Genomic DNA, 23,940 nt, shown 5'->3' with positions numbered 1-23,940 from the left:
TTTGTTGTGCTGTTTTTGAAGTAGGTGGCGGGGGTGATATGCAGAGGCTCTGGATGGCTTAAAGCTGGATGCAATCCTCTTTATTATGGCGCCGCGCCATTTTGCGCGTTGCCAGTGCCACAGAAGAAAACCTTGAAGCGCAGATAATCAGACTGTTTTTCACTGAAGTGGGCATGGTCTACGATGAGGATCTGAGCAAAGTTCGTTTTATCTGCCCAGGTGAATATGTGTACAGGACTTTTGCCCCGTACAGCTGGCGCTTTTATCTCGAACTGAAGGCTATTCTTGGTGTCAAAGATCTGGGCTTTTCCCTGGAGGCAGTGTCCTCAAGGGAGTATCAGCTGTTGCAGCGCAACGGCAGCCTGTGCGATCGTCAGACACTTGCAGGTATCAGCCTCGAGGTCGCCGATGGTGAAGACATCGGCTCTTCTGTGTTCGCCGTTTCTCCATGCATTGCCATGGATGGTGCCGTACCATCTGTGAACATCCCTATGGGCGCTGCCGGTGCAGCTGCTCACGCCTTCGCTCAACCTTTAACAGCTCACAGAAACACTTTTTCTGATAACCGCAGCTTCACCGCAGGCGGTAATACCCTTTCATCATTACATGCCACACAGCAGCCTCAGGCTGACTGTGCATCAGGCATGTCTTCATCTCATGCCGCGCAGCAGCCTCAGGGCGACTGCGCCAGCGGCATTTCTTCTTCAGGACAGTCACAGTCCTGCCGACTGAACTCAGCCTCTGCTGAGACCTCTCAGTCATCAGATAACAGTAATGAACTGCCAGTGGAGTCATCTTATCCAGAGCATGACACCATGGCAGTCCAGTCCGCATCTGTATCCACCAGTGAACCGTCAACCTGCAAGGATGGTTCGCAGGACGGTGCAGATGACACTGCCTGTCAGTACTCCAGCAATGTTTCAGCAAGTGCCGGCACGGCCTCATCTTTTGAGGCTGTGGGCACTGGTGCATCTGCAGATTACGGACAGGCTGACAGCAGTATGAACATGGAGGCCCAGGCCTTCATGGACGTAACTGCAGGTCGTACCACAGCAGCACATGGTGCAGCTGCATCCGGCAGCAATGCCGGATCTGCAGAGGCCATGGCTCACATGAGCTCCTCACTGGACCGCAACGGTGAGGCTGCTTACGGGCATGCCATGTCTGTGGCAGACAATATTGATCTGACAGCTCAGGAAAGTCATACCGCAGGCTTGCCTGATGCTGAGCAGAATGAAGCTGCACCGGTTAACCGCTCCGATGCAGCTTCTGCCAGTGGTGAAGCCGGTGCAGCCTGTGCTGCAGCCGGCTCTGTTGCCACTGAAGATCAGTCCGTACCGGCAGCAAATGCTTCGGCTGCCGGTGCTGCCTCCGATTTTGCTTATCAGGCAGAACTTGCTTCAATGAAAGCCGCAGCAGCGGCATCTGCAGACCCTCTGCGTATTGCCGGCTATGGCATGTTCGCTGAGTTTATGGCGCTTGCTGACGAGCAAATTGAAGATCTGCCAGCTGGCGGTCACTTTGCCGATCGTACTGAAATTGCTCCTGATTACAGATTCAGGCTCTATAAGAAATTTATGGCCTGGGCTGTCTCAAGAGGACTGATTGTTGATACCGGAAAGCTGTATTTACCTCAACTGGCCTTCCACGTAAATGAATCAGGCAATGAAGTAGTAACTGATATTTACGGCTCCTTAACCATTTACAGACCTGAGCAGATTGCAGAGTCTGCCGCCCTGTTTGAAGAGCAGAAGCGCAATAATACTGTCTACCCTTATCTTTACAGAGTCGTTACTGCTGTAACTGACGGCAGAGCTGATGTCCGTGCAGATCTGAGCAACTCTCTTGACAGTCTCACCAGAGCTCTGAGGCTTGGTTCCATGACTGAGGAGCAGCGTGCTGCTGCCCAGAATGACAGTGTTGGTCGCGCTCTTGTTGCTTTTGTAGAGCAGTATAAGGGCAACACTGCTGTCGTTGCCGGCTGGGCTGTACCTGAGCACAGCGCTCAGTCAGGTGAGTCATCCCCTGTTCAGACAGGTCAGTCACACCCTGCTCAGACAGGACAGTCATACCCTGCTCAGACAGGTCAGTCATACCCTGCTCAGACAGGACAGTCATACCCTGCCCAGACAGGACAGTCATACCCTGCTCAGACAGGTCAGTCATACCCTGCCCAGACAGGACAGTCATACCCTGCTCAGACAGGTCAGTCATACCCTGTTCAAAGCACCACTGCCATGGCATTTAATGCTGAGGACGTCACTGCTGTATCGTCAGCATACGGTGCCGGTCGTGATGCTCTGAGCATGAGACTTTCCATGGTATGGGATTCTGTCAGAAGGGATGCTTTCAACATCAAAGCCGAGCCTGCTGCAGAGCGCCAGAACGGAATGCTGGCTTTTGCCCGCAAGTGGGACAGCCATGGCTCTGATTTTGGCTTTATGCGCTTTGACGGTCTGTACACCGAGGGCTATACCATTGAGCAGTGCGTCAAGCACCGTCTGAGCCTCGAGGGACCTTATGGTCAGATGCCTTGGGACGGCGCTCCTGTCTTTACTTTACGTGAAGTCATCATGTGCTCTGCATGGGGCAGCCAGGTAATAGACAGCTACCGCAACTTCCGTACTGTCAGAGGCCTTGCCGCAAGGGACCTTACTGACCGTCGTGTCATTGCACGTCTTGCCGGTGCCAATTACGTGGCCTACAAGTGCCTGCTGTCTGACCTTATGTGTTATGACAGCTCATTTATCACGCTCAGACCTTTTGTACGTGACAAGCAGGCCAGCCGCCGCGAGTTTGCTGCTCAGTTCAACCTCAATACCGCCAAGGTGCCAGGACTGCCTAAGCGTGCTATTGAGCAAGGTATGTTCATGGCTGGCGTCAAGGTGGAGCAGGGCAGTGATTACTCACGTCCGTCTTCATCCAAGAAGGCCTACTATCCAAACATCCTACTGGCCAAGAGCTTTGGTATGTTCCTCTATCTTGAGAACTACCGTGTTCCGGCCACTGATCTGCGCAAGGCTACTGTCTACTGCATTGATTCACTGGAGATGCAGTTTGCAGCTGCAGCCGGTATCAATCTCAAGGCACCTGCTATCTACAGAGAGTGGACCTACGAAGACGCTGCTCATCAGGTTCATCATCTGGTCAGGTCAGGTGAGGATATCTCTCTTGCTGTTGAGAACGGTTACAGTTTCAATTACAGCGCTGATGCCGGGGAAGAAAACGTCCACGGTCTCAACGGTCTGTCTCTGGCAGAGCAGATTGAGCAGATCAGCGGCTGGAGCAGCGCACAGGCCGACGATTTTGATGAGGTCATGACTCTTGATGAGGCTTACTATGAGCTCTCTTCACGTGCTGCCTGCATTCGTCGTAATAAGGAGCTGCGCTTTGACGAGAGCGTGGCCATTTCAGACTTTATCTGGGCCGACATTACTCTCGAGGCTGCCAGCATTATTGCTGCCTCCCCAAGACCGGTAAATGTACGCGATCAGGAAATCTACGATATTGCCTGCGCCGCCGTTGCCCACTACGGCCCACGCACCAGCGCCGCCCCGGTCGCAGCTGTCGCTGCTCCAGTCGTCACCGCCATGGATGACCTTGCTGACCAGGGCGAAGACCCTGAGTCCGACGAGGTTCTGGCATCCTTTGACGGTGATGCCGACAACAACCAGGCAGCCATAACTGACGGTACCATTCTGGACATCAGACACGAGTCTGCTGATGACTCTCAGCCAGTTGCTGACCTTACAGCCGCAGGCCAGGACGACTGTGCCCAGGATATTAACGGTCAGGACGACACTGAAACTGCAACTACAGCAGCCGCAGCAGCAGCCGCAGCTGATGCTGAGGCCGCAACCGGCACAGCCGCTGAGGCCGCCGTTGCTGTAGCCGGCGATGAATTATCTTCTGAAAACTTGCTGACTTCGGGCTCCCAGACCCATGACGGTTCATGGAGCCGTCATGAGGTCTGTGAATCTGACAGTATCTGTGCTGCTGTTATGGCAGGTGCCGACAGTGCAGGCCAGAGTGCCTGTGATGTGGCTGCAGGTGCTGACGGTCGTGTTATCAACGTTGTAGACACTTCAGACTACAACAGCTTTGATACTCCTGTATTCAAGCAGTCTCCATGTGAAAATGAGGCTGTACTGGCCTTCTATGCCCGTCTTGCTCATGCTGAGCCTGTTGCTGTTGAAGGCATGTGTCTTGATGTCAACGACAAGGCCAGACGCGATGGCATGCTCGAGCGCGATTACCTCAGAAACGAGGGACAGTCCGCATCTGAAAAAGCTGCCGGCTGGCGTGCACCATTTGCTCTTACCAATGCTGACGGATCTGCTGTTCCTCTGCCTGAGGATCAGGCTGCTGATGCCGCCCATGATATGCAGTCAGGCTCAACAGGTGCTGAACCTGATGCCCTTATGGCCATGATCAATGAGCGCAGAATGAACATGGCTGCTGCCATGGGCCGTGACCTCAGTCTGGCCGGTGCCGTCAATGAGGACATTGCTGTTCAGGCTGCCCGTACCTGGGTTGCACCTTCTATCAATGTCGAGTCCGGTGCCAGCGCCGCCATGAGCCTGTTTGATGACTCTTTCCTGCCTTGTGCCGAGAACACTCACCATGCTGCCATTACCCCTCTTGAGGGTATGGCTGCCCTGAGCTCAGGCACATCTGCATCTGATCTGCAGGTAACCCAGAGCATTATTGGCGATGATCAGGCCTCTGTATCTGTATTTACTCCTGAGAGTGCTGACAGCTCTGCCCCGGCTGCAACTTCCGTATATGCAGCCATTTTAGGCGACCAGTCTTCTCTTCCTGCTGCCCTTGCATCCGGCATGGCCGATAAGGGCTTTGATGACAGATTTGTTCCTGAAAGCAAGTCTTCAGCAGCTGTGGATCTGGCAAAACTGCGCAGCTCAATTCCGGGCTCAGCAGTACCTGCATTACCAGGCACAACTGTAAAAGGCGTGGGCTTCAATGGTGCCAGCTATGATGAGCTGCGTGCCATGGAGTTAAGACTCAACGGTCTTAACGACGACCTTAATGAGCATATCTGTGCCAGCATCTGGGACACTTTCTATGTCGATCCTTCACTGCTGCTGCCGCACCGTGAAAATGTCACCCTGGAAAGCCTGGGTGAAATCGACACCAGATCACTTGAGGAACGTCTGCAGGACGACCTTAAGGCCGCATTCAGCCATCTGATTGTTGCCCCTGACAGCTTCCCTGGCTTTGAGCCGGCCGCCCCGGCTGACGCTCAGGCTGACTACCAGGCTGATGCTCAGGCTGCCTCCTCCGACACAGCTGAGCCAGCCGCCCAGGCAGCTTCAGCCGAAACTGCTGACGTTGCTCCAGCTGAGACCTCAGTGCCTGCAGAGCCTGCAGCCCCAGTTCAAGCTGCAGGGCCAGCCACTGCCACTGAGCCGGTTGAGCCTGCTGCACCAGCTGCACCAGCTGAGGCTGCAGAGTCAGCCCATAACGTTATGGAAAGCACCTGTGATGACAGCAGCGCTGCAGAGCAGCCAGCTGTTCAGGACGTACAGGAGCTGGTTGAGGCTGCTCATACTGCTCAGAGCACTGATGAGCACACTGCCCAGCAGGATACTGCAGATAAGGGGCACGATGATTTCGTTCCTGAGTACGTAGACCAGGACGCTTATGATTTTGGCAAGGCTGATTCCGGACAGTACGCAGCGGCCAGCGACATGGCAGCCGTAACGTCTGACGCTTTTGCAGCATCCGCAGCTGCACAGCCAGCTGTTCCTGCCATGGAGCAGGTCGCTCAGCCTCTGCAAGAGCACCAGCCACTGCCTGTGCCACAGACTCAGCCTCAGGCTGATCCATTTGGTGCTGCCCAGTACACAGGTGCTTATCAGCAGGATCAGAACAACGCTTTATTTACAGGTGCCCAGCCTCATACTGATGCTGCCTTTGGCCCTGATGCCTTTGCAGGCACCATACCTGTAATGCCTGAAAACCAGGTAATGCCACAGGATCAGCTCATGCCTGAGCAGCCTTTAACGGGCTCTCATATGCACAATGGCCCACAGGTCATGCCACAGTTTGGCGGCAATGGTGGATCACTTGAGGATCAGTTTGCTGCAGTCATGGCACAGGTAGAGAGTTATGCTAATGTGGATCTGAGTGCTCAGAACTTCCATCATGAGCAGATGCACGCGCAGTCTGCCTTCCAGGCTCAGGTACAGGGTTACAATCAGATGCAGCCACAGCTGCATAACAATGAGTTTGCACAGTATCATGATAACTGTCAGACTCAGATGCAGCAGGGCATGCACAATGGCATACAGCCGGTCATGCACAATGGCATGCATCAGAGCATGCAGCCATATGCTCAGGCCCAGCAGCCATATGCCCAGACCAGGCAGAACATCGATTTTGACCGCTTACAGCAGGCTCTTGATTACTCAGCTCAGCCATGGCTGCAAAACAACGGATCCGCTCAGAGCAATGCAGTTGTGAGTGAGCAGCCACAGCAAGGCATGCAGGCCGCTCCACAGGCTGCCGAGCAGCCACACCATGCCCCACAGCCTGCCGTGCAGCCACACCATGCCCCACAGCCTGCCGTGCAGCCACAGCCAGCAGCAGCTGGAGTCCCTGTGCAGCCTCAGCAGGCTCCACAGGATGCACATCCTGCCCAGGCAGCTGTACAGACAGCTGTGCAGGCTCATACTGCCGTGCAGGCTCAGGGTGCTGCAGAGCAGGCCTGCGGTGTTGCCAAGGGCGCTGGCGAGGCTCCGGTACTGGTGCCAGGTCAGAGATTGCACAATGGCCTTGTTGAGCTTACTGCCTTTGATATTGCCAATGCCCGTCGCATGTACGAGACTGCCCTGACCAGCCCTGATCGCAGTGTACTGCAGTCACCATACGCAGCTGTAAACCATGTGGCTGTGATGGGCCAGCAGTCTCTTATGCCAGGACAGATGCCTAATGTTGGTCTTGGTCTGCCAGGTGTTGAGTCTGGGGCTGCTGATGTTGCAGGTGTACCGGCTGAAGACAAGCTGCTTATCCCTGTAATTCCTGGCCGTGGCCGTGAGAACCGTCCTCGTGGACGTGCCTCATCCCTGCCAGTACCGGTAAACAGCTCACGCTTTAATGAGCTTTACGGTGATCTGTCTGATCCTGAGAAGTTCAAGGAAGCTGCAGCCCGCAGAGCAGGTGAGAGCACTTACAGCAAGGTGCTGTTCCCTTACATGCCTACTGCCGGTATCAGCGAGGCTGACCGCAGAATTTATGATGACTACATGGTGCTGCTCAATGCTCACTATCAGTCAGAGGTGCCTCTTGGTGAGGCTATCAGCTACAGTGACTTCAGGAAGCTCGGTGGCAGTGCTGCCACCAGAACTCTGCTGTCCTCAGAGCTGGCCCGACTGCCTGCCATAGAGGCTGCCAATGCCCGAATGAAGGCTCAGCAGGAGCGCCATATGCAGGATATGAACAACCTGCAGAATCTGGGCATTATGGCTGATGGTTCATGGGGCAATATGGTTCCTGATTACGCATGGCGTGATCCTTCAGATCCAACCCCGGTACTGCCAGAGGCTCCACTGCCTCCTGAGATGGTGGCCAACATGTCTCGCAGACGCCGTATGGCTGAGTCTGCAGGCATTCCAAAGAGTGCCTTTGAGCTGCCAGAGCGTGTCATCAACCCTAAGAAGACTTTTGAAAAGCTGTTCTTTGACAGCAACGGCCGTGCAGCCGTCAAGAGTGCTCTTGATATCTGTCAGGTAGCATCTCCTGATGTGTTCCACTGTCCAGTTCTGGTAACCGGAAGTTCAGGTACCGGCAAGACTCATCTGCTCAATGCCATTGCCAACCGTATCAGGTGTGAACAGCCTGATCTGAGAGTAGCTCTGGTAAGCAGTGATGACTTCATCAAGCACTTTGTGGAGTCCATTGCCGAGATGAACAAGAACCGTTTCTCAGACAAGCATGTATATCTCAAGGCTGCTTTTGAGGCTGTGGACGTATTACTGCTTGATGATGTGCAGGCCTTTACCAAGGCTGTAAAGTCACGCTGGACTGTCACCGATATCATCGACTTCTTCTCCAGCACCCCAGGCAAGCGTCTGGTGGTAACCTCAAGCATGAGTGCTGCAGAGCTGGCAGGCAGTGGTGTTGAGAGTGACATGATTTCACGTCTGACCTCAGGCATTACCGTAGATCTCAGCCTGCCTGATATCTTCTACCGTCGTCGTATGGTCAGAATGCTCAGCGATGATCTGCGTATCAAGCCAACTGATGAGTGTGTTGAATACATCTCATGGCACCTGAATACCAACGGTCGTGAAATTGAAGGACTGGTGCGTTCCATGGCTAACAGCATGGAAAGCATGACCATAGTAGATCTTGAGGAACTCAACAGGCAGATAGGCCGTATTGTTTCCGTTAAGGAAGAGGATTTTCCTGTAGAATCCGTCATCGCCCTGGTATGTGAGCACTTTGGTGTCTCCGTACAGGATGTGATGTCAGCAAGCAAGAAAGCCAACATTTCCATGGCCCGTTCCTTTGCCATGTGTGCAGTGCGTGACTGCGATGCATCACTGTCACTGACCGACATGGGACGTCTGTTCAAGAAAGACCATTCCTCTGTTCATGAGGCCATTGTCAGAACCAGACGCCGTATGGCCGAAAACGTAGAGCTCAGAAACCGCTACAGCTCGATTATTGAGAGCATTGAGAAGTTCAGAGCCGGATAATAATCAGACTCAGCTCATGCACAGCAGGTGATGAGCACAAGCAGATTCATGCTTGTCTGACCGTCCAGGTCAGGCAGGTTTCAATTTTTCACTGAGAAGGACTGTGGTCCGCATAATATGGATGCCATCGGTGTTCTGATGGCTCCCTGGGGATACAAATGAAATTTACTGTACCAGTACAGACAATTATTGACCCTGTTACCAGGGTTGCCAATATCTGTACCGCCAACAGCAACGGCAATCCAGACGATATGACCCTCTTTGTGTTATTCAAGGTAACCAGAGAGTCTCTGACCCTGACCGGTTCTGACAATAACGTACAGCTTAAGGCTGTGATTCCGCTGCCTGAGGGTGCATGTGAATCAGAAGGCTCCTTCTTAATGCAGGCCAGCAAGGCCAATGACTTCTTCAAGGTCCTGGGCAGTGGTGATGATGTCTGCATTGAGCTCAATGCTGAAAACGAGCAGATTAACATCGCATCCGGCAGTGCACGCTTCTCTCTGCGTGTCCGTCTGCTCCAGGATGAGGCTTCTTTCCCTACCTTTGAAAATGATGAGAGCGCTCAGGAAGAGGCCAGCAATTTCAGCATTGAAGAAAAGAAGCTGCGCTTCATGATCGACAAGTCCCTGTTCTGCGTGTCACGTGAAAACTTCCGTGAGTACCTCAAGGGCGTACGTTTTGAGCTCAAGGACAATGAGATGGCTGTCTTTGCTCTGGACGGTCACCGTATGGCTGCCATTGAGACCACTCTGGCCAACCCTGTAAGCAAGGAGATGCAGTTCTCCATGACCTTAAGGGGCGTAACCGAGCTGCAGAAGCTGCTCATTGCCAGCAGTGACACCATGCTCGATATCAGCGTTACCGACAGCATCATTTCCACCAGCGTGGGTGTTTTCACCATTTCCAACCGTCTGCTCAAGTGCAAGTACCCTAATGTACGCGGCGTTCTGCCAAGACAGTGTGAGCCTGAGGTCAGGGTTGAGCTTTCCAATCTAAAGACCTATGTAAAGCGTGTTGCTCTGTTCTCCAACAAGCGCTTTAACCACATCAACCTGACTTTTGAGTACAACAGCCTGGGTATCCACTCTCAAAACAGCGATCATGAAATCGGTTCTGCTCACATACCTATCGATTTCCCTGAGCAGGATGCTCACCGTGAGGTTAACCTCAACTCCGATTACCTCAAGGAGTTCCTGGGTGCCATTGAGACTGACAATGTAGTCTTCGGCTTCAGCCCTCCTTACAACAACACCATGATCCGCCCTGATGAGGAAATCAATGAAATGGGCGTCAGGGTTCGCTATGTTGTAAGCCACATCGTGGTTTAAACATAAGCGCAGGCACAGGACAGATACCCGGGCACAGTCTGTGACTGTGACCAGGGTGCCCCGGGACAGTTCTCTGGGCCCAGCCCCTGGACAGTTACCAGGGAGCAGGCTCACAGCCCGTGACTGTGACCATGGTTCAGGCCCTTTGCACTGACAGTGTGATGCCTGCTCAGAACGGTCATGACCAGTTATTATCTGACCGGTCAGAACAGGACCGGTTACGCAGCTGCTCCTGCAGGACAGGCCATTGCCTGTACTGCAGGGGCTTTGTTGTCATTTGGGAACAGCACTTTGAGCGCCATACTCAACAGTTGAGAGAGCAGCGATGTACATAAAGCGCCTGGTAATCAATGACTTTCGTAATCTGCAGTATGCAGAGCTGGAGCCTTCTCCGGGCTTTAACTTTATCTGCGGACCAAACGGCAGTGGCAAGACCTCAATTCTTGAGGCCATTCACTATCTGTCGCTGGCCCGTTCATTTCGTACCAGCTCATACCAGTACATGATTCGTCAGGGCTCTCAGCGCTTTAATATCTTTGCTCTGCTCAATGAGGACAATCAGCCAACAGACTGTACTCTGGGACTGTCACGTGCCCGTGGTGAAAAGCCGGTTATGAGGCTTAACTCCAATCCTGTTGCCCGCATGGTCGATTTGATTGACCATATCTGTGTGCAAATCATTCATCCTCAGGGTGTGGAGCTGGTTACCAGGGAGTCAGAGGGGCGCCGCAGCTTCATTGACTGGGGTGTTTACTACACCGATCCTGAGTTCAAAGCGCTGTGGCTCAACTACCGCAAGGTGCTCAGGCAGCGCAATTCGCTGCTGCGCCGCGAGGCTTACAAACGCAAGGGCTATGGCTCATTTGCCTCATATCCTGATTCCGATCCGGCTCTGTCCTCCATGGTGCCTCAGGGCAGACCTGAATGGTTCAGCCCAGGGGCTGACAGCATGTCTGCCGGGGCTGGTGTCTCAGGCCTGTCTGCCGGGGATGTCCTGTCAGGCAACCCTGATCTGACCGGCATGAGTACCGATGCCTCAGCCGCTCCGATCGAGGGCTGGGATGATGGTGCCGTCATGGGCGCGGGCTTTGTCGGTGCGGGCGCTGCCGTCACCGGCACATCTGGTGGCAGCACCTCAGCTTTCAGCAGATTTCTGGCAGCAGCCGCTGCGCCCCAGGAAAGCATGGCCCTGTCCGGCGCCACAGTACCGGCATCAGTGGCTGCATACGGCCAGGGTGCCGATCCAGTGGCTGGACCTGCAGCCATGGCTGATGCCATGGGTGGCGCGCCGCTGATGTCAGGCATAATGTCGCCTGCTCAGGAAATTTCCATCTGGGATGAAAGCCTTGCTCAGCTGTCTGAAAAGATTACCGAAAAGCGACTTCGTTACCTTGAAGATCTGCGGGTAATTCTGCAGGAAATAATTGGTCAGTTTCTGCCCGATTTCAAGATCAGATTTGAGCTTAATTACGGGTGGGATAAAAGCCAGGATCTGCGGTCGCTGATGGCCCGAAACCTTGAAAAAGACAAGGCTTTGGGATATACTTACTATGGTTGTCACAGGGCTGATCTGCGTATTAAAAACAACACAATTTCTGCAGGTGCAACCCTCTCACGTGGACAACTTAAAATGCTGGTTTATGCTTTGAGACTTGCCCAGGGCATGCTCCTCAAACAACAGACCGACAGGGCCTGCATTTACCTCATCGATGATCTCAATTCTGAGTTAGATGACAATTCCCAGAAAATATTGCTCAATACACTTCTGCAGTGTAATCATCAGGTCTTTATCAGCAATATTCAACAAGAGCTTCTCTTCCCCAAACACAGATCCGAATACAAGATTTTCAGCTTGAACAGGGGCATGGTCACTCCAGACCAGACCGCCTGAGCTGCATCATGTGCGCAAAAAAGAGGTCACCATGTCTGAGCAAGACGTCCAAGATAACTACGGCGGTAACAGCATCAAGGTTTTACATGGCCTGGAGGCTGTAAGAAAGCGCCCTGGCATGTATATTGGCGATACTGATGACGGCTCTGGTCTGCACCACATGGTTTTCGAGGCCGTTGATAACTCCATCGACGAAGCCCTTGCCGGATTCTGTAATCTCATCGAAGTAACTATCCACAAGGACGGCTCTGTTTCCGTAAAGGACAATGGCCGTGGCATTCCTGTTGATATCCACCCTGAAGAGGGCGTTTCTGCCGCTCAGGTGGTAATGACAGTGCTGCATGCCGGTGGCAAGTTCGACTCCAATTCCTACAAGGTTTCAGGTGGTCTGCACGGTGTAGGTATTTCCGTAGTAAATGCCCTTTCTGACCGTCTTGAGCTTACCATTCGCCGTCAGGGCAAGGTATGGCAGCAGGTCTACCTCAATGGCGGTGTGCCTGAGGCTCCTCTTGACGCCATTGCTGATGCTGATGACACCGGAACCTGCGTACGTTTCTGGCCAAGCCCTGAAATCTTCTCCATTACCACCTTTGAGTACAAGGTTCTGGAAAAGCGTCTGCGTGAGCTGGCCTTCCTCAACAGCGGTATCAGAATTATCCTGAGCGACGAGCGTGTTGAGGGCAAGACTCAGACTTTCTACCACGAGGGTGGCATTCTTGAGTTTGTTGATTACCTCAACAAGGGCAAGAACGTACTGAACAAGAAGATTTTCCACTGCCGCAGCGTCAACAAGGACAACATCCAGATTGAGATCGCCATGCAGTGGACTGATGCCTACAACGAGAGCATCTTCTGTTTTACCAACAACGTCCCTCAGAAGGACGGTGGCACTCACTTAATGGGTTTCAAGCGCACCCTGACCCGTACCCTGAACAACTTCCTTGAGGCCTCAGGCCTGCTCAAGAAGCACAAGGTCAGCACTTCAGGTGACGACTCCCGTGAGGGCCTGACTGCAGTTATCTCAGTCAAGATGCCTGATCCAAAGTTTTCCTCCCAGACCAAGGACAAGCTGGTCAGCTCCGAGGCTGCCAATGCTGTTGACGCTGCCATGGGTGACAGCTTCAACGATTACCTTGAAGAAAATCCAGGCGACGCAGAAGTTATCTGCATGAAGATCATCGAGTCTGCCCGTGTCCGTGAAGCCATGCGCAAGGCCCGTGATCTCAACCGCAAGAAGGGTGGTCTTGATATCAACTCTCTGCCTGACAAGCTGGCCTCCTGCCGTGAAAAGAATCCTGCCCTGTGCGAACTGTTTATCGTAGAGGGTGATTCTGCAGGCGGTTCTGCCAAGGGCGGACGTGACTCCAAGTTCCAGGCCATTCTGCCGCTGCGAGGCAAGATCCTCAACGTGGAAAAGGCCCGCTTTGACCGTATGATTCAGTCACAGCAGATTGGTACCCTGATTACCGCTCTGGGCTGTGGCGTAGGCAAGGACGAGTACGATCCTGACAAATTCCGTTACCACAACGTTATCATCATGACCGATGCTGATGTGGACGGTGCCCACATTCGTATTCTGCTGCTGACTTTCTTCTACCGTCAGATGCCTGAGCTCATTGAGCGCGGCTATGTTTACATCGCTCAGCCACCTCTTTACCGTTACCAGAAGGGCAAGCAGAGCGTCTATGTACAGAGCGACAAGGAAGCTCTGCAGTACCGCACCTCTCTGGCTCTTGATAATGCCAGCCTGCATGTTAATGCCGAGGCTGCTCCGGTAAGCGGCGTGGCTCTTGAGTCTCTGTTTACCGATTACAACAAGGTAATGACTGCGCTGCCTAAGATGTCTTCACGTATTCAGAAAGACATCCTGCTCAATCTGATGTACTACCCGCTCATTACCCGTGAGCTGCTGGCAAATCAGGAGCAGATGCAGGAGTGGATGGACGGTTTTGTTGCCCGTCTGCCATCCATTCCTTCAGAAGGTCTGCACTTCAAGGGGCAGCTGCGTCATGATGAACAGACCGGTTACTACTTCCCTGTCATCATTCACCATATCCACGGCATGGATTACGAGTACTGCCTGGATTCAGCTTTCTTCGATTCTGGCGACTACGGTCTGCTCAAGAATATGAACAGAAAGATCTGCGATCTGGTTGAACCGGGCGCATTTGTACGCTCAGGCAACAAGCAGTTCGAAGTAAGCAACTTCCACGAGGCCTATGAAACCCTGATGAAGGAAGGCTTCAGCGGCGTTAAGATTCAGCGCTACAAAGGTCTGGGTGAAATGAGTGCCGAGCAGCTGTCCGATACCACCATGAATCCGGCCTCCCGTACCCTGCTGCGCGTCAGCATAAGCGATGCTATCGAGGCTGACAGCCTGCTGACCAAGCTCATGGGTGAGGAAGTTGAAGAGCGTCGTAACTTCATTTCCGAAAACGCAGAGCGCGCCGTCCTGGATATCTAATCCATCAGGCGCAGGCGCAGGCACAGGCACATGCCTGTGCTCAGGCCACGTCCCTGGCTCCGGCCCAGACCCTGACCTTGTCCATAGCCATGGCTATGGCCAGGTCCTGCAAACAGCGCATAACCGGCCTGGCAGGACCAGAATCAAGGTGGGCAGCAGCCCGCTTCAAACAACATAAAGGCAGTTTCCCTGGTGAAGCTGCCTTTTTGCTGCCCGCTGTCCGGCGCCGGGCCGCAGGTATTGCCTGCACCAGGCAGCGGTCAGACTGCCGAGCGGCCGCCGAGCGGCAGTAGTTCGGCACACTGTGGCCGCTGTACGGCAGCATCCATCCATCAAATAATCTGTAAGAGCGCAGCTTGCTGAGGAACAAAATGCGGAAGTGTTCCCCGGTCTGGGTGCGTGCGGACTTACAGTTTCTCCTCAAACAAACCTCAGGTCAGACATGGCAACCATGCTCATGTCCGCTGACCCGTTCCCAGGACGGCTGCAACTTTTGCTGCAACAGCAGCCACAGCTGCAGCAGGGCTTTGCTGTGGTCAGTGCGCCAGCGCGTCGGTGCGTCAAAGCGTCAGTGCGATCAGCAGTCAGCTGCAGGGCTGAGTACTGCGGATCATGGCATTGTCTGAATAATGCCAGCATCTGACGTTTATGCTGTCTGCTGCGCGCGTGGAACAAAAAGCAATAATGTTCCCCACAAGCTCATTCGGTCATGGCTCCCCTGGCTGTGCCAGCAACAAAGTCCTTCCGGGAAAGGCCAGGATCTGTCTTTGCGCTCCGCGTCCTTGCGGCCTTGCGCCTTGGTAACGCACCTGATCCGTCTGCCCTCATGGCAGTATGGAGGGGAGCTTGCGGCGGGCTGTTACTCCAAAGTCCAGATATATGGTGTAGAACATTTTCCCACAATGTTCCACGGCCTTTGTGCGCCTGAAAAACACCATCCCTCCATGGGGCTGTTGCGCCCTGATCTCTGCTCATTTTTAACACCCATAACGACTGTTGCACGATATATGTATGGCAGTAAATGGCTTATATATGGGCAAAATTAACGCATATGTTGTATCTATGGAATAATTGTTCCACGTGGAACACCCGGGACAGGCCAGGTGTTTTTGAGGTCCTGGAAATACCCTTTCTTTACCCTTTCCCACAGGCTGATGTTCCACGTGGAACATTTTGGTATATTTCCCACAAGTAGTCCCTCACGCTGGGTAAATAATAAGAGATCTGTACAATTGTTCCACGTGGAACAAAAATCATGGAATTTTTCCCACAAGCAGATAAATGGCTTAAACAGGCTGAAAAATTTTTTAGAGCCGTCACAAATTTGATTTGCATCGGCATCCCACAAGTAAATAAAACGGGCAATTGTTCCACGTGGAACATTGCCCGATTTTTTTACTATCCCACAAGTTTTTTGCTGCGATGAGCTGCAATTTATTCCCGGCGTTTTCCCACAGCCTCAGAGCTGAAAGTCATGTGCGGGGATGATACCTGGCAGGCCCCATCTGTCCTGTCCTCATGGAATGTTCCACGTGGAACATTGGCCATAAAGGGCTTAAATAAGGGCATCCCACAAGCAACTGTTCCCAGTGCCCGGCAGCTGCGCTCTGCACCTCGGAGCCAGCGTTCTTTCTGTCACAAATAATTTCCCACAGGCTTACAGCAGCCTCCCACCCTGCGCTGTCGACCTGGGTACTGCCAGGTGGCCTGGGGCATTGTTCCACGTGGAACAAATGCAGCTAAAAATGAATTTGCTTTTGATAAACAGGCCCATCCCACAAGTAAAAATTTTTGCGATCAAAAGTAATCCACAAGTTGTAAGCAAATGCTTTTCACCTGGCGAAAATATTTTTCCCACAAGTTGAAATCAGCTGCTGCACCGCAATTGAATCAACATCCCACAAGTTAATCGCCGCAAAAAATTTGTCGTAGTCGCACACTATACCTGTCCCGACACATGACAGCACTTTCGCCCCACACAGGCATCAGCAGTGGCAGCAAACTGCCACCACAATTGAGTACGCCCTCAGCCAGTCAGAAAAAACTTTTTCCCACAACTTTTTGATCTCACAGCGCAGCACAAAATTGCTGCCAGCAAGTAAACGGTAACATTCCGAAAATCATGGCAATCCCACAAGAACAAATTCACTTTTCCCACAAGCAGATTTTCGGCATTTAAATCAGAATCCCACAAGCTCTAAACCTCATCCAGACCACCATCTCCAGTTCATCACCTGCCAGGCCTCATGTCCGCATTCGCAAACATTCCACAACCTGCAACAGCTCCGGTTATATATGTACTATAAAGTTTGTCCAATATGGTCTATAAACCATCGCGTGAGATGCAGGATAATATATTGATATAAATAAATGAAATAAGATGCAGGCGGACTGCCTGCATAAGCAAAGAGAAGGTTGTCAGGGGATATGAGCAGATTGAGACTGGACAGCAAATGCTGCGGCAGCTGATGCTGCAGCAGCACTTGCTGCTGCAGTCAAGGCCATGGCCAGCGACATGTATGGCCCTGCAGTGGCCCTGCAGGGCGCGCAGCGGCGCGTGAGCACTGTATGACTGATATGAGGTGGCCTTCACTGGACTATGCGCTGCAGCGCGCGCTGAGTGTGCTTTATGGCGCCTCAGTGCTGGCGGCCCGCACGATAGCAGGTCTCTGGGGCCGTGGCCGGGCATGACGCTGGCTGCCTGGTCTGGAGACAGCCGCTGGCTGGCAAGGTGCAGGCAGAGAGGCGGTAAGTTGCAGCAAAAAAGGGTGGTCCCTGAGGGGCCACCCTTTTTAAGGCCGGGAAAGTTATTACCCGGAAAAGCAGTCTGTTATTTTCAGTACAGGACGGAGATGTCAGCAGTACGGGAGAAAGCAAGGCTCAGCTGATTTAAGATGGCCAGACGGTTGTTCTTGATGGCAGCATCTTCGTGGTTAACCATTACCTTCTCAAAGAAGTTGTCAACATCGTCACGCAGCTCGGCCAGAGTGCTCATGGCCTTGTCGTACTCGCCCTTGCCATACAGATCGTTGATGACTGGCATGAGGCTGTTGAGATGGGTAACGAGCTTGCGCTCAGCGTCATCCTGCAGTAAGGACTCATCGATGGCAGCATCGTTGCGGCCGCTCTTTGCCTGGATGTTGTTAACACGCTTGTAGGCAGCAGCCAGATCCTCAGCTTCCTTGAGCTCCTTGAACTTGACTACGGCTTTGGCGCGCTTGTCAAAGTCGAGCAGGGAAACAGGGGAGGTGGACAGTACGGACTGGAAGATTTCAGCGCCGATACCCTGATCCTGGTAGTAGGCCTTTAAGCGGGCAAAAATGTAGTCACTGACATTCCTGGCAGTGTCCTGGGACTTTAACTTGTCCTTGAGGAACTCGCAGCCCTTGTTGATGATATCAACGAGGTTCAGCTCAAGACCGTTCTCGATAATGATACGGATAACGCCAATGGCTGCACGGCGCAGACCAAATGGGTCCTTGTCACCCTTTGGCATGAGGTTGATGCCCATGATGCCGATTAAGGTGGTGAGCTTTTCAGCCAGGCTTACGCAGATCTGAACCGGACGGGTTGGGATCTGGTCACCGGCAAAACGTGGGCAGTACTGCTCAAAGATAGCAGCAGCAACGTCCTTGTCCTCACCGTCGAGCTCGGCATAGTGCATGCCCATGATGCCCTGGGTATCGGTAAACTCGGTTACCAGAGTGGAGGCCAGGTCGCACTTGGCAAGGTGAGCGGCACGCTCACACAGAGCCTTGTCAGCACCTACCTGAGGAGCGATATAGGCAGCGATCTGGGAAACAATGCCGGAGCGGTAGGCAATGGTACCAATATCCTGCTGGTAGATAACGGTTTCAAGGCGTGGGAAGAAGGACTCCAGAGACTGCTTGCGGTCGGTTCTGAAGAAGAACTCGGCATCAGACAGACGTGGACGAACTACACGCTCGTTACCTGAAATCAGGGCTGTAGTGTCAGAAGGATTGATATTGGATACGAAAGCAAACTTAGGCAGCAGACGGCCCTGAGCATCGTAAATTGGGAAGTACTTCTGGTCACCCTTCATGGTGTATACCAGAGCTTCGGAAGGAACCTCAAGGAAGCGCTCCTCAAAGGAAGCCAGGAATACATGTGGGTTTTCAACCAGAGAGGTAACTTCCTCAAGCAGGGCATCATCAAGATCAGCCTTGCCATTTACTGAGTCAGCAAGACGGGTTACCTGATCCCTGATGGAGGCTTTACGCTCTTCAAAATCTGCAATAACAGCACCTTCGTTGCGCAGCTGCTCAACGTAGGTGTCGGCATTCTTTACGGTCAGCTCCTGGGCGCCCATGAAGCGGTGGCCCTTGATGGTGGTGGAGGACTTGATGCCCAGAATCTCACCGTCAAGCAGCTCGTTGCCGAAAATCATGCATAAGGTGTGAACTGGACGGACGAACTCATCACGCTTGTCGCCCCAGTGCATGAGCTTTGGAATTGGAAGAGCAGCAAGGGAGCGGGCAAACATGTCAGATACCAGAGTTCTGGTCTCAGTACCCTGCTTTACGGACTTGATGTACAGCCACTCACCCTTGTCGGTGGTCAGGCGCTGAGCGTCCTCAACCTTGATACCGTTGGCGCTGGCCCAGCCAATGGCGGCACGGGTAGGATTTCCGTCAGCATCAAAGGCAGCCTTAACGGCAGGACCCTTGACCTCAACCTCACGATCAGCCTGCTTTACGTCCAGATCATTGATGATCAGGGCCAGACGGCGTGGGGTGGCAAACCAGCGGGACTGGGAGTAGTTCAGGCCTTCGTTGTTTAATTCCCTGACGAAGTTCTCGTGCAGAGACTCAGCCAGCTTGCGCAGGGCCTTTGGAGGTAACTCTTCGGTACCTAATTCTAAGAGTAAATTTAACTTTTCCATGTTTAACCTGATAGCAACAGGGCAATTCAGAACTGATCGGTGCAGGGCAGGGATACTGGCCTTAGAGCACCATAAACCATTCACCTTATCCTGTTTTGCAGGCTCAACTGCCTGTACAGGATTAAATGGCAGATACATGGCTCAAAGGGATGGTGCAGGACTCAAATGGTCCCTGGCCTCAATGGGCTGATACAGACCACAGATGGTCCCTGGCCTCAATGGGCTGATACAGACCTCAAATGGTCCCGGGCCTCAATGGCAGAGCCCTGATGGGCTGACCCATGGCATAAACGGGCAAGGTCAGGACTGTACTGTCTGTAATCTGAATTGCAGAAATCTAAAACCGGGCTGCACGGTGCTGTGCAGGTATTGAGTGCACAGGTGCAGCAGCGTCACTAAGTCGGGCAGGTGCAGTCTGCTTATCTGCCGCGCTGGCACATTGGGAAGCCCAGTTCCTCACGGGACTTGTAGTAGGCTTCGGCAACAGACTTGGATAAGGTTCTGATGCGCAGAATGTAACGCTGTCTCTCGGTTACGGAAATAGCATGACGGGCATCGAGGAGGTTGAAGCAGTGTGCAGCCTTTAAGATGCGCTCATAAGCTGGCAGTGGCAGTGGCTTTTCAAGGGCCAGCAGATCGCTGCTCTCCTTTTCCATCTGCTCAAACATCTTGAAGAGGAATTCGGTGTCGGCGTGCTCGAAGTTGTAGGCAGACTGCTCAACTTCGTTCTGGTGGAAGACATCACCATAGGTGACATCGCCATTGGCAGTGTGGGCCCAGATCAGGTCGTAGATGGAATTCTTGCCCTGAATATACATGGCAAGACGCTCAAGACCGTAGGTCAGCTCGCCGGTTACAGGGAAGCAGGACAGACCGCCTACCTGCTGGAAGTAGGTGAACTGGGACACTTCCATGCCATTGAGCCATACTTCCCAGCCAAGGCCCCAGGCACCCAGAGTAGGGTTTTCCCAGTTGTCCTCAACAAAGCGGATGTCATTAACAGTTGGATCAAAGCCCAGCTCCTTTAAGGAACCAAGATAGAGGTCCTGGATGTTGTCAGGAGATGGCTTGAGAATTACCTGGAACTGGTAGTAGTGCTGCAGACGGTTAGGGTTCTCACCGTAACGGCCATCGGTTGGGCGGCGGGAAGGCTGAACATAGCAGCAGGAGATTGGCTCAGGGCCCAGAGAGCGCAGGAAAGTCATAGGGTGGGAGGTACCGGCACCAACTTCCATGTCAAATGGCTGGGCTACCATGCAACCACCGTGAGTCATCCAGTAGTCCTGTAAGGTAAAGATTAAACCTTGAAAGGTTTGTAGATCATATTTATTAGACATCGTATAAGTCCGACCACTAAAAATAAAACTGCTAGTCCACTGCCTTAAGCCATAAACAGGCATTCCAGGCCATGATAAAAGTACATTATTTTATCAGAAATGCTCAATAATGGCTTGCCTGTGCCAGATAGCTCCCACTCAGATATGGCCTGAAAAACAGCCTCCCGGCCCCATGGCCACGCCCAGGCTCCAGTACGCGTGATAATGCCCCCGTGAGCTTGCCCCGGCCTGCAGGGAGCCAGCCACAAAGGCAGATGCCCGGGGCAGTCCCATGTCCTTGCCATGGGCCAGTCCATGGGCCAGTCCATGGGCCCGACCGTGGGCCCGACCGTGGGCCCGACCGTGGGCCCGACCGTGGGCCCGGTCATGGGGCCAGCCGGGCCCACTGCTGTGCAGCGGCAGCTGTCAGGCTCCGCCCTTGCGGATTAAGAAGCGATGCGGATGCTCCTCATCGGGCATGCTGACCAGCTCATGGTCCATGAAGCTGCAAAATGCAGGTACATCGCGCAGCGATACAGGGTCATCTGAGCGCAGCTCAATGAGCTGTCCGGCTGCGCTTTCTCTTATGCATTTGCGCAGTAACATCAGAGGCTCGGGACAGGACAGTCCCATGCCGTCAACTAGTACGCTCTGTTCTTGCGTCTGTGCCATTTGCTCATCTCCATGGCCGTAAATTCTTCAATCATTCTGTACCTGGCCTCATACTCAAAGGGCTGGCTGTGGCCCCACTGAGGGCTATCCGGGCATTCTATCAGCAAACAATGCCCAACAAGTTTATCTGCAAGGCGCAGCGGCCACGGGCTCATGTCTGTTGCTCTGCCAGCGCCGGAACAGGCGCCAGGGCAGCACCTGTTGCCTGAGCCGGAGCGCGGCACTGGCAGCACCTGAGTCTGGGGGTACCGGATGTGCCAGGGACAGTACCTGGGGGCGGCAGGCCCGTCAGATACGGGCTCGGGCTACCGGATCTGGAAATTTTGACGGGCTGTGTTGATCTTTGATTTTTAGTTGCTATAATAGGCACCACTTTGATGCTGGTTTAGCTCAGTTGGTAGAGCACCTGTTTTGTAAACAGGGGGTCGTGGGTTCGAGACCTACAACCAGCACCATCCCCATGAAAGTCGCCTCTGGCGATTTTTTTATACCTGTATGTTGTATCTATGAAAAAGGCGTTTTAACCTTGTTGGACGTGTGACATGTGTGCTGCTTTTGGGGACTTTACTGTCATCATGGGTGAAAATGTTCAAAAACGCTTTATATTATGTGAAGAACAGAGTAGCATGGCTGGTATTCCCGGAGCCTGACACAGGGTTATCCCGGATGGTTTCAGGCTGATAAATATCAGATCTGGACATGGAGAGCATGTGCACAGCAAGGCCGCTCCCGTGAACAAAAGGTATGCATTGATTCTGATTTGAAAAGCAGCTTCCAGTTGGTGTCTCAGGGCTGCAAATACATCACTCACCTGTTTAGTCTGCGCGGAATGCAACTGTCAGCTGCAGATGGTACGCTGTCTTGTTTTAATTATTCTGATGCCCGCAAACACCACGAGTATCAGAGCGCGCCGGATCATTAAACTGAGGAAAACATGCAGTAACTGCAGGTGCTGCAATGTTCTGGCTGAGGGGAAAATAACAGTCAGAAAAACAGGACTGTCAGGCATGATACATGCTTGAAAAAAATGGGTCCTTGCACGGGTTCATATGTAACCTGAGCTGTCCTGCGCCGGCTTTCATCCCGTAACAATGCCTGCAATAAGAGAACATCCTTTTGCCTTCCCCTGGCATTTTGACAGTTTCTCAACCTGAATTATAATTTTTATGACAGTAGGGATGCTGTCTGTGGCGCCCCGGCGCCAGCATCAGTCCGTGAAAGCTCTTCATCAGAGGTGCCTGGGACTGGTGTTCTGCCCCTGGTTCTCATTGCGAAATGAAGAGAAGTCAAACTAGACCCGTGTGAGGCTCCGTCTCACCCCATGTCTAATATCCTGTCGGGGCACAGGGTAAATTGAGGCCCGTACGCTCATCAAAGTCAGTACAGGTCATGTGGGATTCTTTCTGTTACAGCTTATGTTCTGCCTTAAAACATGGTAATCAGCGGACAGTAACAGGAGATTTAGTATTCTGCGGGGATATCATCTTATGAAGAAGAATTTATTAGCTTTATCCGTTGCTTCAGCTCTGTTAGCTACTGCTTCCGTATCTGTTGCTGCTGTTTCCGACACCGGTTACTTCGGCGGCCGTTTAGGCTATGCTTTTTCCGAGTGGAATGGCAATGATGCCGACTTATGGCACAGCACCGACAAGAAGGGTATCGGCGGCGGTATCTACGGCGGTTACAGCTTAAGCAGCTGGTTCAGCCTCGAAGGTGCCTACAACTACTTAGGTGGTTTCAAAGCCGAGGACAACGCAGGTGAGAGCAAGAGCATCAGCCTCCACGGCCCAGAGTTATCTGCCCGTTTCTCCTTACCTTTAAACGACAACGGCGCTGACCTCTTCTTACGTGGCGGTGTAATGTACGCTCTGGCCACCGACGACGGTAACGGCTTCGTTCCAGTTGCCGGTATGGGTGTAAGCTTCATGCCTGCCGACAGCCTGTCCGTACGTGTTGGCTACGACCGTTACTTCGACGCTTATGACAGCGATGAGAAGACTCAGGGCATCGACTTTGACGTTAACTACATGTACGCCGGCTTAAGCTTCGTATTTGGCGGCAAGTCTGACACTCCAGTTGCTGAGCCTGTATCTCAGACTGTTACCACCACCTACACTCTGGACGCCAACACCACCTTCGGCTTTGACAGCGCTGTTGTAAGCCAGGAGGGTCAGGATGCTATCAACCAGGTTATCCTCGAGACTCAGAACTCCAACCTGCAGTTCGTACAGTACAACGTAACTGGCTACTCCGATCGTATTGGTAACCCAGACTACAACCAGAAGCTCTCCGAGCGTCGTGCTGCTGCTGTTGCCGAGGTTCTGGTTGCCAAGGGTGTAGCTCAGTCTGACATCTCTGCTTCCGGCCTGGGTTCAACCGCTCCAGTATCCACCGGCTGTGATGATAAGATGGCCCGTAAGGACTTAATCAAGTGCCTGGCTGCTGACCGTCGCGTAGAAATCAACGTAACCGGTACTGCTGCCAAGACTGAAGAAGTTAAGAAGTAATAATTGCTTAACTTCAGCCCTGCCCTGACTGGCAGGTCATAAAAAAGCCCCTGAAGTCTCAGATTTCAGGGGCTTTTTGCTGCCCGCAAAATTTCCCGCCCAATCGCCCAGCCCAGCCATGCCCGAATAGCTCTTTTCA

General features: G+C 52.9%; 8 protein-coding genes and 1 tRNA gene. 6 read left to right on the top strand and 3 right to left on the bottom strand.

Annotated elements, in window-relative coordinates; genetic code table 11:
• The first annotated feature begins 68 nt into the window (after nucleotides 1–68).
• From MXE39_RS09180 to gyrB, 4 genes are all read left to right on the top strand, one after another.
• A complete protein-coding gene (locus tag MXE39_RS09180) occupies nucleotides 69–8,720 on the top strand; it encodes a DnaA/Hda family protein (RefSeq protein ID WP_246976252.1) in 8,652 nt (2,883 codons plus the stop codon).
• A gap of 158 nt (nucleotides 8,721–8,878) precedes the next feature.
• The gene (gene dnaN / locus MXE39_RS09175) at nucleotides 8,879–10,048 is read left to right on the top strand and encodes a DNA polymerase III subunit beta (protein WP_246976249.1); all 1,170 of its coding nucleotides are present in this window, start codon (nucleotides 8,879–8,881) and stop codon (nucleotides 10,046–10,048) included.
• Between the two features lie 325 nt (nucleotides 10,049–10,373).
• Complete coding sequence (locus MXE39_RS09170) at nucleotides 10,374–11,939, top strand: AAA family ATPase (RefSeq protein WP_246976246.1); 1,566 nt, start codon at nucleotides 10,374–10,376, stop codon at nucleotides 11,937–11,939.
• A 31-nt stretch (nucleotides 11,940–11,970) separates the two neighbouring features.
• Entirely contained in the window at nucleotides 11,971–14,403 is a 2,433-nt protein-coding gene (gene gyrB / locus MXE39_RS09165) for a DNA topoisomerase (ATP-hydrolyzing) subunit B (RefSeq protein ID WP_246976242.1), read from the top strand.
• A 2,836-nt stretch (nucleotides 14,404–17,239) separates the two neighbouring features.
• Here gyrB and glyS read toward each other — a convergent pair.
• The 3 genes from glyS to tusA all read right to left on the bottom strand — a co-directional run bounded on the left by glyS (nucleotide 17,240) and on the right by tusA (nucleotide 21,294).
• Nucleotides 17,240–19,306, bottom strand: a complete 2,067-nt coding sequence (glyS, locus tag MXE39_RS09160; RefSeq protein ID WP_246976239.1) for a glycine--tRNA ligase subunit beta — start codon at nucleotides 19,304–19,306, stop codon at nucleotides 17,240–17,242.
• Between the two features lie 419 nt (nucleotides 19,307–19,725).
• Nucleotides 19,726–20,643 carry a glycine--tRNA ligase subunit alpha gene (glyQ, locus tag MXE39_RS09155; protein ID WP_246976236.1) on the bottom strand — a complete coding sequence of 306 codons (918 nt, stop codon included), beginning with the start codon at nucleotides 20,641–20,643 and terminating at the stop codon, nucleotides 19,726–19,728.
• Between the two features lie 405 nt (nucleotides 20,644–21,048).
• Nucleotides 21,049–21,294 carry a sulfurtransferase TusA gene (gene tusA / locus MXE39_RS09150; protein WP_246976234.1) on the bottom strand — a complete coding sequence of 82 codons (246 nt, stop codon included), beginning with the start codon at nucleotides 21,292–21,294 and terminating at the stop codon, nucleotides 21,049–21,051.
• Between the two features lie 379 nt (nucleotides 21,295–21,673).
• Between tusA and MXE39_RS09145 the strand changes: the two genes are divergently transcribed.
• Together MXE39_RS09145 and MXE39_RS09140 are read left to right on the top strand one after the other, a co-directional pair.
• Nucleotides 21,674–21,749, top strand: a tRNA-Thr gene (locus tag MXE39_RS09145).
• A 1,032-nt stretch (nucleotides 21,750–22,781) separates the two neighbouring features.
• The gene (locus tag MXE39_RS09140) at nucleotides 22,782–23,801 is read left to right on the top strand and encodes an OmpA family protein (protein ID WP_246976232.1); all 1,020 of its coding nucleotides are present in this window, start codon (nucleotides 22,782–22,784) and stop codon (nucleotides 23,799–23,801) included.
• Nucleotides 23,802–23,940 lie beyond the last annotated feature (139 nt).

The organism is Anaerobiospirillum sp. NML120511, from assembly GCF_023050955.1.
In the GTDB taxonomy this organism is placed as follows: Bacteria; Pseudomonadota; Gammaproteobacteria; order Enterobacterales; family Succinivibrionaceae; genus Anaerobiospirillum.
This window is presented reverse-complemented; position numbering and strand designations above follow the sequence as displayed.